Source organism: Rossellomorea sp. GQ25, assembly GCF_059758515.1.
The window spans coordinates 202,832-218,509 of the sequence record NZ_JCAXEQ010000005.1; the positions used below are offsets into that span (position 1 = coordinate 202,832).

The window sequence follows — 15,678 nt, forward strand, 5'->3', positions numbered from 1 at the left end:
TAATTACGAAACTGAACTGTTTGCTTTGCTTTTCTTACATGCAATCTCTCGCACAGACTCCCCGACTTTTTCTGCCACACGGGAATCAAGCGCCTTCGGAATAATATATTGAGGGCTCAATTCAGAAGAGCTGATCACATCGGCTATGGCATAGGAAGCGGCCACTTTCATTTCCATCGTAATGTCCTTTGCTTTCGCATCCAGCGCTCCTCTGAATATCCCAGGGAAAGCGAGAAGATTATTGACCTGGTTCGGATAATCTGACCTCCCCGTCCCCACTACCGCTGCGCCTGCTTCTAATGCTTCCTCCGGATAAATTTCAGGAATCGGATTGGCCATGGCAAACACAATCGGCTGCTCATTCATCGTTTTAATAAACTCTTTCTTGAGGGCTCCGGGTCCCGAAACACCAATAAATACATCGGCCCCTTTAATCGCATCCGATAATTCACCTCGTACCCCTAGCAGGTTCGTGCGTGAAGAAATATCCTCTTGGGTAGCATTCATCCATTTCTCCCCCTTGCACAAGACACCTTCTAAACTTACGAGAGTAATATCTTCATAACCTGCGAATAATAGGAGTTCCGCAATCGCGATTCCAGCTGCCCCCGCCCCATTGATGACAATTTTCACTTTCTTATATAATTTGTTTACGACCTTCAGCGCATTGACTAATGCACCTAGGACGACGATGGCTGTACCATGCTGATCATCATGGAAAACCGGAATATCCAACTCTTTCTTTAACCGTTTTTCAATTTCAAAGCAGCGCGGTGCTGAAATGTCCTCCAGATTGATCCCTCCAAAAGAAGGAGACAAGGCTTTAATGATCGTGACGATTTCATCTACATCCTTCGTATCCAAACTAAGGGGGAAGGCATCTATATCGGCGAACTTCTTAAACAGCATGCTTTTCCCTTCCATGACCGGGATCGCTGCTTCCGGACCGATATCACCAAGACCCAATACAGCTGTACCGTCTGTGACGATGGCCACCATGTTTCCTTTCGATGTCAGCGTATTGGCCTGTTCAGGATCTTCGGCTATCGTCTTACATACATCGGCGACACCCGGTGTATAGACAAGACTAAGATCTTCTTCAGATAAAATATCAATCTTACTCACCACTTCAATTTTCCCTGCATGAGATTCATGTATGGCTAAGGCTTCTTCCTTTAAATTCTTTCGAGTCATCCAATCGCTCCTAACGTAATCGCTTACAATGTATATCCATCATATGAAAACGCTTTATCGTTTCATAGATTATGAAACTATTGTTTGACTTTTGAAATTAAAAAAAGCAGCCGGATGGGCTGCTTACAAATAGCTTTGAATTCGTGAGCTATTCAGTTTGTTCCATGTATATTGATAGACAGGTCTTCCGATACCATAGATCAGGGTTTCATCCACCACCCCGATATCTTTCAGAAACCTGAGGTACTTTCTGATTGACACCCGTGAAATGGATGTAACGTCTGCGATATCATCTGTTGAAAACGGCTCTCCTTCTAAACTCACAATCTCGTCGTAGATAGACGATAATGTACTGCTCGTCAATCCTTTAGGAAGGGGTGCCTTCTCCCCGGCTTCTTGTACATCCCTAAGTAAAAGTAAATCCAATTCACTCTGATCGATGGTAGATTGCTTTTGAAGCATACGATTACCCTCCCGATAAGTCGTCAATGCTTTTTTAAACCGTTCAAATTCAAAAGGCTTGATCAAATAGTCCACTACCCCCATGCGAAGGGCACTCTGGATATTATCGACTTCTGATGCCGCTGTGATGAGGATGACATCTGTCTCCCGCTGATCCTTCCGTATTTGCTCTAATAAGTCCATCCCCGTTTGTTTCCCAGGCATATAAACATCCAATAAAATCAGGTCAATCTTATACTCATTTACTTTCACCATGGCATCGTCAATCGAATTCGAAATCCCGATTAAATGAAACCCTTTGATCTCTTCCAGATACCTTTGATTAAACTGGGCCACCATCGGATCATCTTCCACAATCAATACATTAATCACTCTTCATCCCCTCCTTATATGAAGCTTGAACAATCATCGTCGTTCCCGAGCCTACCTTTGATTCAACATGCAGGGTTCCATTCAGTTTACAGAGACTTTCTTTCACTAAGAAGAGACCGTATCCTCTTCCTTCCCCTTTAGAAGAGTATCCTTTGATGAAGATATCCTCTACCATTTCATCCGGCATTCCTTCTCCTGTATCCGTCACGACCATTTCAAATTGCTCGTCCTGATAAAATAACTCCATCAGCACTTCCTTTACGTCACCATCCATCGTGGCTTCAATACTATTATCCAAGAGGTTTCCGATCACGGTAATCAGTTCATGTGTAACAGTAGGATCTTTGGGTTCCGGGATAAAGTCGTGACATTCAATGGTCAATGCAACGTTCTTTTCCCTCGCATAGCTCAGTTTCCCCATGATAAAACCAGCCAAAGCAGGATCCTTCACTTTCGACGTCACCGCGCTCACTTCATCGACTCGTAAGGAAACAAGCTCTTTCACGTAACGATTTAAATGATTGTAATCCTTCATCTTCACCAATCCCAGAATCACATGCATCTTATTCATAAATTCATGCGACTGGGCACGAAGCGCTTCCGCATACGATTTTACACCCGTTAACTGCTCTGCTAATTGATTCACTTCCGTTTTATCACGGAAGGTAGAGATTGCACCGACTACTTCACCATTGACGATTAACGGAACACGGTTTACCAGAATAGATACCCCATTGATGGTTTGCTCCTCGTCAAGCTCAGGATTCCCCGTTGCGATGACTCTTTCCAACCTGGTGTGTGGCATGTATTCTTTGATGGGCATTCCGATCGGATCCGAGCTTAGTCCCGCTTTGTTAAATATTTTGAGGGCAGATTTATTCACTAATGAGATGGTTGTATCTTTATTGACAGCCACCACCCCCTCATGTACCGACTGGAGCATCGTATTCCGCTCTTCCAATATTTTCGCAATCGTAATCGGCTCCAACCCAAATAAAATTTTCTTTATGTATCTGGCTATAATAATCGCCCCAATGATTCCAACAATAATCCCGATCATGGATCCCACTAAAATATTCAGGTGACTCTGATCCAATGCTTCCTCCACGCTACCCAGGGAAATCCCTACTGCGACAGCCCCTATCTGTTGATTTTCATCGTTAAAGACAGGAGAAAATGCCCTGACGGATTTGCCCAAAGTCCCCTCTGAAATAGACAATGTTTCCTTCCCTTGGAGCACATCTTTCTCATCCCCGCCGACAAAATGCTTGCCGATACGGTCAGGATCAGGGTGAGATTTACGTATCCCTTCCATATCCATGACCACTACAAACAGAACCTCTGCTGATTTCTGGATATCAAGGGTGTATTCCTGAATTCGATCTGCATTCCCTTCCCCTTCTAAACCGCTCTTCACAATCGTGGAATGAGCGACCGTCCGGGAAACGATTTTCGCCTTTTCTTCAATATTAGACTCTATGTTGTCATTAATCGTCCTGGAAATAAGCAAGTCGGTTATCACAAGTGATACCAGGACAACGATGCACACGAAGAGAATGATGATGGTACTTAGTTTAAGCTGTTTCTTTTTCACAGGAGTCACTCCAGTGTTTTTTTAGTATGATTCTTTATTTTACATGATTTTTGGTGTTTAAAAAGGGCAATGTGAAAAAGAGGCTCCAAGTTGGAACCTCCTAGTTTAAATGAAGATTTTCATTTTTTGTTATATCATTTTTTCTAGTTGCGTGATATGTTCTGCTTTCTCGTATTATCCTTCAATCACCTCAGAATTTGAAGCATTTCTTCATCAAATGAAATAACACTATTTTGTTTAATTGTTTCAATAAATAGTTCTTTCAATTTATCCGATGCCATTAATACCCCTTCATTAGTAAATTCACTTGGATACGTTTCAAGGAACCTTATAATGAACTGAGGACTCAATGTTTCATATGTCTTAAATTGGTGAAGTTTTTTATTCTCATTCATGGCTTGAATATGTAAAGTATCATCCCTCATCGTCTCAAGCATCTTGAGCGCATAGATGACGTTATTACGCTTTAATTCCGTAAGTAATTTTCTCATGCTATAAAAAAATTCAAATGGAATATCATAGCCAACATAACTATTATTAAGATTAGTAGTAAAGCGTTCGTTTTCAATCTGCATTTTCCCAGAAACTTTCCCTGACTTATCAACGACTACTTTCCACAATGGAGATTTTACATTTAATAGCTCCGTTGGCAGGATGGACACATTGAATTCCAATCCATTCTCCATAAAGACTATTGCTAGATATATATTTTCTCTTAGTTGTATTTCCTTGATATAAATTGATTGGAGTGAAGAAAAGCATTGACGGATAAATCCCCTTGCTTTTTCTACATCATCTACTGTTGGAGTGGATAGCATCAGGTCTATGTCTGAAAGATCATCCTTGTATCCCATCACCCCTGATCCCAACTGAACGATTCCTTCTATCAAATCTGAAGACTTTTAACTTTTCGATTGTACTACTAAAGGCTAACTCTCTTTCTTTATGGGTATACATTTGATCACCTCGATATGATGTTAGAATAGCAATCTTTTTCTTTACACTTAATTAAAATCACATATCCTATTCCAATTATTTCAAATCAATACAATTAACTCAACGATTATTTGCAGTGAAAAGAAAACTTATCTTTTTCTGATAAGCTCCTAAAGAAAATGTCTTCAATAATTATCTTAATTTCTTTTGAAATGTTTTATAACATGAGAGCTACCAGCGGCTCTGTCAACCAGTGTGTGTTAGATGGTGAGGGGAACCGCTCCGATTGCAGCTAGCGTACGGCCGAGCCTCCTCAGCTTAGCCGAACGGGTCTCGGCACGCCCAAAATCCGCCGGAGTCTACGCAGTTCCCCTCACCATCTATAAGAATTTTTCATGACAGAGCTTTAATGTGTCTTTTTGAAATACATAACCAATAACAAAAGAACTCCATTCGTTGCCAGTATACCAACTAAAACCTTGATGAGAATAGCGGTAGCAGGTGCATATAGATTGATTGTATTCCAGGGTGAACTGAACAGATAGATTATTAGTGGAACCATAATAATTGATAACAGTATAGATAGCACTCCAATGAATTTCCATACCTTCGACTTCATTTTGGGTTTCTTTATTAGTCGATATAAGTTCCAGGATGACAAGAGTAGAAGAAAAAGGACTACTATTAAAGTGTTCCATTGCATGTGGTGATTCAATTGCTGCACTTCCGGGGACTTCCCCTCCTCCACAATCATTTTGATTCCATCCCTCATCCAAACGGTTGAAAGGACTTCAGAGAAGTTGTTTTTGTTTGTGAGTAGGATAAATCCATAGTCTTGTTGGGGGTTTATGAATAATTCAGCCCGGGAATCAGGTGTTTCTCCGCCGTGAAAATAATAAGAATTATCAACCTCTGTAGAGATTCTCCAGCCCAGTCCATAATACATATCTTCTTTTCTATGATAATGAGGTGAAGTATAAGTATCGAATGAATCCTTAGATAGAATGTCACCACCACCTTCCAAGAGAAATTTAATAAACTTTGACATATCACCCGTTGTAGAAACCATGTAACCATATGGGGCCCCACTATCATCAAAAAAACCTCTACTTTTCATGGGCTTTCCAAACCATGATTGATAGCCGGGCTGATATCCCAATACTTTAGCCGCTTCGAAATTCGATACGGTCCGATCCATCCCAATCACACTGAATATCTCATCATCCATATATTCAGAAAATGTTTGTTTTGTGATATTCTCTATGATTTTTCCTAAAAGTAAATAATTCGCAGCACTGTATTGGTGTACTTCTCCTGGCTCATAACTCAAATTAACATTATTCAGCTTTTGAACCGCTACATCTATTGCATTCTTCCCTCGCAAATTACGATCTGCAATTTCCAACCCATCATAAGAGGTGATTCCACTTGAATGTGTTAATAGGTGCCTAATGGTGATTTTCTTATCAAATCGATTTCTATTATAATGAAAGGCATGCAAATAATGATCAATCTCCTGATCAAGTTCAATCTTCTTATCATCGACTAACCTCATGATAGCAAGGCTGGTTAAAGGCTTGCTGACAGAACCGATCGTAAACAGCGTATCCTTCGTGACAGGAGCTCCTTTACTTTGTTCCCCCCAACTCTGTTGAAACATGAGCTTTCCCTCTTGAATAATCGCTAAAGAAGCCCCTGGAATTCCATACTCCTCCATCGATTCATTCATAAATCTTTCTAAGAGTTCTATTTGATTATCACTCTCTGCCCTTGCATGGAATTGAAAAGAAAAAATGATGTGGCAAAACAAGCATAAAGCTATAAGTACTTTTCTCAAATCCTTAATCCCCCTTTTAAATCCGTCTTCAGATTCCATATGTTATTTACATAAATTTACCATTAAATGAATATTCTCTCTAACGGCTTAGGGACTACCTTAAGGTAAGACTTGAGGTGTAATCATTTATCCAACTTGTGAATATAAAAAGACCAAATTTCTCAGTGGTATACTTGAGAAATTTGGCCATATGAACATAGCACCCCATTATTTATAAGTTATTCAACACTACAGCCCTATTCAGGAGTAACTAAATAGAACAGTAATTGCCTTTATTGCTTAATATCTTAATACAATGTTTTCCCATTGGCCATTTAACAGAAAGTTACCCCCAAACAAAAAGAACCCCCATAAAGGAGTTCTTTTTAACCAATCTTCTTACTTCCCCTTAAACTCCGGCTTCCGCTTTTGACTAAACGCCAACAATGCTTCCACACGATCTTCAGTAGGAATTGTAATCTCATACGCTTTTCTCTCAATCTGCAATCCGGTCTGCAGGTCTACGTTCATACCATTCTTCACGGCAAACTTTGCTTGCTGCAGGGCAATCGGGCCATTAGCTAACATAGGTTCCACAAATGCATGAACTTCACCTAAGAAATTCTCTTTTTCTACTACTCTTGTAACGAGTTCGATTTCCAACGCTTCTTCTGAAGTTAATCGCTTAGCCGTCAGAATAAGTTCCAGTGCTTTGGATTCTCCTACTAATCGTGGGAGACGCTGGGTTCCGCCTGCTCCCGGGATGATGGCCAGGCTCGTTTCGGTCAGTCCCATTGTGGTGCCTGCTACTGCGATTCGGAAGTCACAGGCCAGTGCCAGTTCCATTCCACCGCCGAATGCGTAGCCGTTCATGGCGGCGATGGTCGGTTGTGGAAGGGTGGCGACGGATTGAAAGACTTCACCGATTTTGTAGACGTTGCGGATGACTTGTTGTTCGGTCAGGGTTTTACGTTCTTTGAGATCGGCTCCAACCGAGAAGGCTTTTTCTCCGCTTCCTGTGAAGATGACGACTCTGACGTCCGGATTGATGCGGAGTGCTTCGACTACCTGCTGGAGTTCGTTCAGTGTATCGTAGTTAAAGGCGTTCATTGCCTCCGGTCGGTTGATGGTGACGGTGGCGACGTTGCCTTTTTGTTCGAGTAAGATCGATTCCATGTTTGTTCTCCCCTTTTTTTAAGTGTTTCCTCCTAATGTATGATTCGACACAAACCGAGAAAACCCTTTCATTTTTTTTAGCCTAAACACCTCTCTGGTGTGTGCATAAACTGAACGTGACCGCTACCCATATTGGAGATGGGTTTGTGAGATGGTAAAAAGATGAATTAAATACAAAAAGATGCTCAGTAAACAACTGAGCATCCTCTTTTTTTATGACTGGAGCACTTGTTCTTTCAGTGCTCTTCTTAAAATTTTCCCTGTTGTATTCTTCGGCAACTCATCAATGAACTCGATCGATGCTGGCAGTTTGTATTTGGCAAGATGCTCTTTACAATACTCAAGCACGTCCTTTTCCGTTAAGGATGAATCACTTTTGACAACATAGCTGCTGACGGCTTCACCCAGTTCCGGATGAGGGACACCGATGACCGCTGCTTCAACGATTCCAGGGTGATTGTATAGCACTTCTTCGACCTCGCGCGGGTAGACATTGTACCCCCCGACGATGATCAGTTCTTTCTTACGGTCCACAATATAGAAGTAGCCTTCTTCATCCATCCGGGCAAGGTCACCTGTGTGTAACCAGCCGTCTCGGATCGTTGCCGCTGTTTCTTCTTCCATTTTGTAATAGCCCTTCATGACATTCGGGCCTTTGACAATCAGTTCGCCGACTTGTCCGACTGGAACTTCTTCTCCAAGTTCATCGACGACTTTATTCTTCAGGTTCATGATCGATGTTCCGATTGAACCCGGCTTTCTTGGTCGATCCAGCGGGTTGAAGCATGTCACGGGCGACGCTTCGGATAAGCCGTAGCCTTCAGAAATCATGACGTTGAATTTCTTTTCAAAGTTATTCAAGAGTGCAACTGGTAAGGAAGCGCCACCTGAAATACAGAGACGGAGAGATGATAAATCTTCAGGATTTCCTTCAGGATACTGGAACAGGAAGTTGTACATGGTTGGTACGCCGGCAAATAAGGTTGGCTCATAGGTCTTCGACAGGTCGAAAATGGCTTTTGGACTAAAGCGCGGAACGATTAAAAGGGTTGCCCCTGTCATCAATGGCGCATTCAGTACCACTGTCAAACAGAATACATGGAACATTGGCAGGGCTGTTATGACGCGATCGTCTTCATTCATTCGTAAATAGCTGCCGACATCGGTTGCATTGGAATAAATATTTTTGTGCGTCAGCATGGCGCCTTTCGGTTTCCCCGTCGTTCCTGAGGTGTAAAGGATGATGGCAACTTCATTTTCATCCACATCCTCCCCCTTAAACGCAGGATCGCCTTTTCCAAGAACACCTGTAAACGATTTCATTTTAGGATAAGCGAGCGAGATTTTTTCTAAATCAATATCCTTCGCCCGTTCATCCCCTGATTCACACAGGATGAAATGCTCGACACCGGATAATAGATGCTGCATCTTTTCAATTAATGGGAATAGCAAATCAAGAGTGACGATGGTTTTCACGTCACCATTTTTCAGGATGTAGCCAATTTCGTCCGGTGTGTAAATCGGATTGATTGGTATCACCTTTAACCCCATTCGTAGTGCCCCATACAATCCAATGACGAAATGTGGTGAATTCCCTAATACAAGCGCGATGTGATCCCCTTTTTTCAGACCCAATTGCTCTAAGCCGCTTGCAAATTTTGATACAGCTGCATTTAATTCCCCATATGTACTGGAGGTATTTAAGAAATGATAGGCTGTTTTATCTGCTTTCTCTTGAGCGATTTGGTCTAACCGTGTTGCGATATTCAATTGTATCCCTCCCCTTTTCAGATAAACTGAATGAATGGTCATTCATCAAACTATTAAAAGTATTCAAAATATATTCTATATAAAGAATAGTATTAATACAAGTATCTTGTAGAAAAAAAGCCGCCCAATTTGGACGGCTTTTCCATTTTCTTATTGTGCAAAAATAGCATTGGAAACAAGTCTGAACAGATAATCCGTATGATCACGGAAAGTTGGTTCGAGTCCGATTAACAATACATTTTCATCCTTCACGATAACTGGCTTCCCTTGAGCCGCTTCACTGTCTTCCCAGTGACCGGCCAGGAAGAAATCACTGCTATTTTGATAGCTTGATAGAATGGCTGCACTTCCTGTGTTTGTGTACCATGTTGGTTGATAAACAAATCCAAGGTCTTCTGTCTCGTAACCAGCTGTGTAAGTAGAATCCGTATGAGATAATTGAACGATACCGTTGCTGTTGGAGCCGCCTGTTTCCACTTTCACATCACTTAATCCAAGCTTTGTCGTGGCCAGGGATGCACCGGCACCGATGGCAAGATATTGCCCGCCATCCGCTACAAAACCTTCCACATTCGCTTTAAATGCTTCATATTGCGCTGCATCCTTCAATCCGAATTCCGAATTGGCCACACTATTTTGATAGGAAATGAGATTCGATCTGCCGTTATAAATAAACACATCCGTTGAACCAAGACCCTCTTCTGCTACCTGTTCGGGAGTCTTTTCTTCCACTGTGAAGCCAAGACGTTCAAGTGCCAGCTTCGTTCCAGAGTGGGATTGAGCTTTGTTCATTCCTCCATCTTTTAAGAGGGTCACATGCTGGGACGTAATTTCTTTCGCTCCTTCCGGTACGGATTGGGAAGGAATCGTGACAGCAGTATTTTTCACGAGGTCGGCCAGTTCAGCTTTGGCTTCGGCACCTGCATACAATGTTCCATCTTCACCTCGGTGAAGAGTGTGCCCGCTATTTAATAATTGATTGGCAATCGCAATCGATCTGGCGGAGGTATTCGGGATCGCATAAGGTCCGTCCCCAATGACATCTCCACTTTCATTCAGTGCTCTTACTTGTTTCGATTTTACATTCAGTTCAGTGTCACTGCTTACTTCCACTGCATCGAAGCCCCATAATTCAGGCAGATTCCAGGCAGAGATATCGTACATACTCGGTGTGTCTTCAGTGATGTCTTCCCCGTCCCAAAGCATCGTGTTTGCAAGGCCGGCTTTTGCTTGATCCATCGGTACGATATACGTCCCTTTAGGATACGTCACTCCATCAAACGTAAAATCCTTCTGAGCTTCTTCTACGACAATATCATTATCTTGAAGATGCTCAACGGCTTTCAAAGTAGCCGTTTGATCCTGTTCATCACTTGGCAGAATATAAGCAGATGGAAAATGGCCTTCAGTATGGAACGGGTGGTCGAACTGGACACCACGTTTAAAGACTTCGATCTGATCTTTTACCATATCCACTTTGTTTTCACTCGCATAACCCAGTGCACCCATCACGGCATCATATGTCCATTGAACCCCGTCCCAATCATTGGTCGGCGCTTCAAGGGTATACCCATATGCCCCGTGATACATGGCATACATTGGTGTGAAGATCGGCGGATAATCATCCCATCCGGCAGCATCATCACGTTGCGGGATATAAGTCCCTTCCATATCTTGATAATCTACGTTTGATGATTCCGTATGAGTATTTTCATAGTTTTCTTTATTCGAAACGATATTGGATTCCATCGCTTCCGCTTGATTCAATGCCCATTTGGAATACAAATCATATTCATAGTTTGGATTATGAGGCGGCGTACAAGGCTCTATCAAACCTGGCTTTGTCGGGCCGCCATACCCTCTCACATATCCGTGCAGATCAAGGAATACCATTGGATTCCATTCGGTGATCAGGTCTACCATATGCTCTGTTTCAGGCTGGGATTGAGTGATGAAATCACGGTTGAGGTCAATTCCATTCCCATTGAAACGTGTAGCATCAATACGCCCATCCGGGTTCGCTACCACATTGAAGATTAGGATATGATCTTCGAGAATTCCTTTTGTCTCCTCATCATCTTCCGTCGCAAAGCGCTCGATTAATTGCAGAGCTGCATCGGTTCCAACAAACTCTGTTCCATGGATGGATGCATTGATCATCACCGGAACCTTTAGATCAGGGTGCTTATCGATAAAGTCCTGTGCTTTATCAGGCGACTGGATCATTTTCTTACGCAGACCTTTATAATGACCATACTTCCCTTTCGCTTTCGCATCCGAAACGGTCACTACAAACATATCATGACCGGCTGCTGATTTTGTTTCGCTCTTCTCGACCGTCACACGATTGCTTTCCTGTGCGATCGCTTCAAGCTTTCCTTCAATCTCAGAGTACTTCACAAAGTCATAGTGCTCGCTATTAAACAAGCTTTTCTCTTTCTCATCGAGTTGAGTGTTTTGAATCGTCGTTTGAGGAGATTCTGCTAAAACGTTGAATGGTGTGGTGGATAGTAGAGTAAAACTGGCAATTCCTGCAATAATCTTTTGCTTCATTTATGTACCTCCAAATTATGTAATAGTATAATAATAGAATAAATATTCACTATTTCACATAAATATTTAGACCTATATTTTAATGGGGGGATTTTCCTATAGACTAAAAAAAAGAGAGCAGCTCTCTCTTTTAGAAAACTGCCCTCTGATTAAAATTCTTGACATGGCATTTATAGTCCAAGCATATTCGGGATCCACATCACTGCCCCTTCCCAATAGGTAATGATAAATAAGATGAATATCCCCATCATGAGAAATGGCATGGTTGCCTTTACCAGCCTTTCAAATTTCACATCTGCAATTGAGGAAACAATGAATAAACCTGTCCCTACAGGAGGTGTGAGAAGACCTATGGTGAGATTAATACAAATGATGACGCCAAAATGAATCGGATCGATTTCAAATGCCGTGATCAGAGGCATAAAAACAGGTACTAATATGATTAAGGCCGCTATTCCATCCAGTACCGCACCTAGTAATAGCAGGAGTATATTCACCAATAACAGGAACACAAATGGGTTATCTGATAAGGATGTCATTTGCGTTACGATCGCTTGTGGGATTTGTTCAAATGCTATCATCCAGCCAAAGATATTGGCCATTGCAATTAAAAAAGTAACCGTCGCTGTTGCCGTCACGGTATTCACTAAAATACCAGGGATTTTTCTCCACTTTAGTTCCCTGTAGAATAACTTTCCTACAATAAAGGCTACTAGTGAGGCGATAGCAGCAGACTCCGTAGCTGTAAATGCCCCACTCAGTATTCCAAATATAATAATGAATGGAACAAGTAATGCCGGGAGAACACTTAATGAACTCTTCATAATTTCTTTAGCAGAAGCTCTTGTCGTCTTCTTAAAATTATATTTATATCCAAGGAAGGCAATTAAGCTGATAAAACCGATTCCATACATGATACCTGGAATGATTCCAGCCATGAACAAACCACCAATGGAAGTACCAGATAGAGTTCCATAGATGATAAAGATCATGCTGGGCGGAATGATTGGAGCTACTATAGAAGAAGCTAATGTTAATGCTGACGAGAACTCTCTATCGTAACCTTCTTTTTCCATTTCGGGAACCATGACTTTACTCATCATGGCCGCCTGAGCATTAGCTGATCCTAGTATGGAAGCTAAGAACATGTTAGCAATAATCGTGACATACGCGAGTCCGCCTCTAACATGACCTATTAAGACTCTTGCAAACTTTACTAACCTTGTGGTGATACCACCACCATTCATTAACTCTCCAGCCAGCATAAACAAAGGAATGGCCAATAAACCAAAATTATCCAACCCTGAGTATAGTCTCATGGGTGTAGAGGACAAAAGTGTTACGTTTCCTACTACTAGAAAATAGAGTACGGTTGTGATCCCCAGTACAAGGGAGATAGGTACAGACATAAAGAGGAGAATAAAGAAACAAAAGACCACTAATATTGTCAATTACTGCCCCTCCTTTACCAAATCAAAGAGGTTTGATAATACATGGATACCTGCAAATGAAAGACCCAATGGTACTGCTGAATAAGGAATCCACATTGGTATTAACATGGCTGTGGATTTTTGATAGGCAACACTAGGTGATAAAATCCAAGTAATGCTGTAATAGATTAAGAGAACGAGAAAAACGAGCATAATCATATGCCCTAACATAAGTATGATCCTTTTAACTTTTGAAGAGACATATTCTAATACGATTGTGACGGAGGCCTGGGACTTATACTTCAGCCCCAAGCTCCCTCCTATAAAACTAATCCAAATCAGGAGAAATATAGACACTTCTCCTGCCCATGATAATGGGGAATTAAGGATATAACGAAAACCGACTGCTAACGTTACGATAACGGCCATCGAAAACATCAGGATCATTGACAGTATCTTTTCTATAGAAGAAATGCCGTTACTTATCGCTTTCATGATTTTGACCCCCTATTGCTAATCTATTATTTACGGAAGGTATCAATAAACTCTTGAATAAGTGGATCTGTCGGACCATATTTCTCATCAAACTGCTTCATCTGTTCTTTAAATGCTTCAGAATCAAGTTCGTAGATTTTCATACCTTCATCTTTTAGAGTTTGTTTAAATTCTTCTTCTTGTCCAGCTCTTGTAGTTGCTGCGAAATCTGCCGCTGCCGCCATGGATTCACGGACAATTTGTTGGTCTTCCTCAGACAGTCCTTCGAATGTTCCTTTATTCATCATCGCCACTGCAGGCCAAACCATGTGATTAGTCACCGCTCCATATTTAACTACTTCATGATATTTATTGGTGATGGCTGCATCCAAGTCCATGTCCATTCCATCAATCACGCCTGTTTGAACGGCAGAATATACTTCCGGTAATGGAAGCCCCTCGGTAGAAGCTCCAGAGAATTGATAGAAATCCTGCATTGGTGGACTAGGTGTAACACGCAGTTTTAACCCCTCCATATCTGAAGGGTTCTTTACTTCTTTATCTTTAAACAACATCACTCGTTGGCCGGCGAATAAATAGTCCAGGCCCACTAAACCTTGCTTATCTATCGTATTGAGAATACTCTTTGCTACCTCTGAATCTCTTGCTTCATTTGCCGCATTTAAATCTTCAAACGCATAAGGAGTAAACCACGCAGCAAATGAAGGTTCCCTTGAGCTCATATATGCAGCTGTTATCAGACCAAAATCAACTGATCCGGCAGCGATTTGTTCTACCATATCTGCTTCTGTTCCTAACTGACTTGATGGATAAATTTCTACTTTCATTCGACCTTCTGATCTCTTTTCGAGCTCTTCTTTAAATTTTTCCGCCCCTTTATGCCACATATGACTCGGTGGTGTAATATGAGCTAATTTAAAGCTATAAGTTTTGTCCTTATTATCTTCAGATCCACTGCTTTTTTCTGATTCTCCGGAACCGCAGGCACCCAATACACCTAATACAAGAAGAAGACCCAACAAGTTTAATCCCCATTTTTTCAAACTTTTCACTTTCATTTCCCCCTCATTCATTATTAAAGCGTTTTCAATTATTGAAAATCCAATGAATGCATTCTCTAAAGTTGCAGATGTAACCCTAACAGATTACTAGCTTCGAAATCTTTCCCTTGCTCGATAAGCTTTCTGATTCTTGTTGAGGAAATTACTGTTCCTTGCTCGCAACAAACAGGATTCATTGTGCTTACTTTAAAAGATTGCCTGAGCGTTTCCACATTGCCTTCTCTGCCATTTCCAAATCTAAAATCGTTCCCAACAAATATTTCTTCCGGGTGGAAACTCATAAGAGTGTTTATAAATCGGGAAGAAGATTGTTTTAGATACTCTTTATTGAAACTGGCTATAACGGCATAATCAACACCCAGAGACTCTATACGTTCCAACTTCTCATCTAAGGTGGTAAGCATTTTAGCACCCTTGAAATAAGCACGAGGAGGTGGATCAAAAGTATACACCACGCTTGGAATACTTCTTTTTCCGCTTTCATGTACGACATGAGTAATCACGGATTGATGTCCTTTGTGTACACCGTCAAATGCCCCTATTGTCATAACCGATCTAGGCAATGTCAATGACTTCACATGAAGAATTTGCACCAGTAGCACCTCCAAAAAAATAAAGTCCCTTACGTACAAAGCTTAATTATCCTTTCAACGTACCACCAACTGCCCAATTCCCCTTTGGAACTTCATTTATTAAAATTCTAACTTGTTCAGGCTTTGTTTCTAAACATTCACAAATTGAAAGAGTCAGAGATTTTACAAGTTCTTCTTTCACTTCGGGACTCCTGCCTTCGAGAATATGAAGATGAGCAATCGGCAC

13 protein-coding genes are annotated in these 15,678 nt (G+C 41.5%); all 13 read right to left on the reverse strand.

Features of this window, described 5'->3' with window-relative positions; all coding sequences use genetic code 11:
• Positions 1-3 precede the first annotated feature (3 nt).
• The 13 genes from AC6CIB_RS16705 to AC6CIB_RS16765 all read right to left on the reverse strand — a co-directional run bounded on the left by AC6CIB_RS16705 (position 4) and on the right by AC6CIB_RS16765 (position 15,678).
• Complete coding sequence (locus AC6CIB_RS16705) at positions 4-1,194, reverse strand: NAD(P)-dependent malic enzyme (RefSeq protein WP_498282541.1); 1,191 nt, start codon at positions 1,192-1,194, stop codon at positions 4-6.
• A gap of 123 nt (positions 1,195-1,317) precedes the next feature.
• Complete coding sequence (locus AC6CIB_RS16710) at positions 1,318-2,028, reverse strand: response regulator (protein WP_498282543.1); 711 nt, start codon at positions 2,026-2,028, stop codon at positions 1,318-1,320.
• Entirely contained in the window at positions 2,021-3,622 is a 1,602-nt protein-coding gene (gene dcuS, locus AC6CIB_RS16715) for a DcuS/MalK family sensor histidine kinase (RefSeq protein ID WP_498282545.1), read from the reverse strand. Before dcuS ends, AC6CIB_RS16710 begins: the two co-directional genes overlap by 8 nt.
• A 185-nt stretch (positions 3,623-3,807) precedes the next feature.
• Complete coding sequence (locus tag AC6CIB_RS16720) at positions 3,808-4,512, reverse strand: hypothetical protein (protein ID WP_498282547.1); 705 nt, start codon at positions 4,510-4,512, stop codon at positions 3,808-3,810.
• 452 nt (positions 4,513-4,964) lie between these two features.
• A complete protein-coding gene (locus AC6CIB_RS16725; protein WP_498282549.1) occupies positions 4,965-6,395 on the reverse strand; it encodes a serine hydrolase domain-containing protein in 1,431 nt (476 codons plus the stop codon).
• 378 nt (positions 6,396-6,773) lie between these two features.
• A complete protein-coding gene (locus tag AC6CIB_RS16730; RefSeq protein ID WP_498282551.1) occupies positions 6,774-7,550 on the reverse strand; it encodes an enoyl-CoA hydratase-related protein in 777 nt (258 codons plus the stop codon).
• Positions 7,551-7,763: 213 nt separating this feature from the next.
• Complete coding sequence (locus AC6CIB_RS16735; RefSeq protein ID WP_498282553.1) at positions 7,764-9,320, reverse strand: fatty acid--CoA ligase family protein; 1,557 nt, start codon at positions 9,318-9,320, stop codon at positions 7,764-7,766.
• Positions 9,321-9,470: 150 nt separating this feature from the next.
• A complete protein-coding gene (locus tag AC6CIB_RS16740) occupies positions 9,471-11,873 on the reverse strand; it encodes a M14 family zinc carboxypeptidase (RefSeq protein ID WP_498282555.1) in 2,403 nt (800 codons plus the stop codon).
• 170 nt (positions 11,874-12,043) lie between these two features.
• A complete protein-coding gene (locus tag AC6CIB_RS16745) occupies positions 12,044-13,324 on the reverse strand; it encodes a TRAP transporter large permease (RefSeq protein ID WP_498282557.1) in 1,281 nt (426 codons plus the stop codon).
• Complete coding sequence (locus tag AC6CIB_RS16750; RefSeq protein ID WP_498282559.1) at positions 13,325-13,798, reverse strand: TRAP transporter small permease; 474 nt, start codon at positions 13,796-13,798, stop codon at positions 13,325-13,327.
• A 26-nt stretch (positions 13,799-13,824) separates the two neighbouring features.
• Positions 13,825-14,850: a TRAP transporter substrate-binding protein gene (locus AC6CIB_RS16755; protein ID WP_498282561.1), complete on the reverse strand. Its 1,026-nt coding sequence runs from the start codon at positions 14,848-14,850 to the stop codon at positions 13,825-13,827.
• Positions 14,851-14,915: 65 nt separating this feature from the next.
• On the reverse strand, positions 14,916-15,452 hold the full coding sequence (locus tag AC6CIB_RS16760; protein ID WP_498282563.1) for an FAD synthetase: 537 nt from the start codon (positions 15,450-15,452) through the stop codon (positions 14,916-14,918).
• Between the two features lie 46 nt (positions 15,453-15,498).
• Positions 15,499-15,678, reverse strand: a complete 180-nt coding sequence (locus AC6CIB_RS16765; RefSeq protein ID WP_498282565.1) for a tautomerase family protein — start codon at positions 15,676-15,678, stop codon at positions 15,499-15,501.

Excerpts from the sequence above, each read along its gene's own strand:
- AC6CIB_RS16750 (WP_498282559.1), bottom strand. The coding sequence starts at position 13,798 with ATGAAAGCGATAAGTAACGGCATTTCTTCTATAGAAAAGATACTGTCA.
- AC6CIB_RS16705 (WP_498282541.1), bottom strand. The coding sequence starts at position 1,194 with ATGACTCGAAAGAATTTAAAGGAAGAAGCCTTAGCCATACATGAATCT.
- AC6CIB_RS16730 (WP_498282551.1), bottom strand. The coding sequence starts at position 7,550 with ATGGAATCGATCTTACTCGAACAAAAAGGCAACGTCGCCACCGTCACC.
- AC6CIB_RS16740 (WP_498282555.1), bottom strand. The coding sequence starts at position 11,873 with ATGAAGCAAAAGATTATTGCAGGAATTGCCAGTTTTACTCTACTATCC.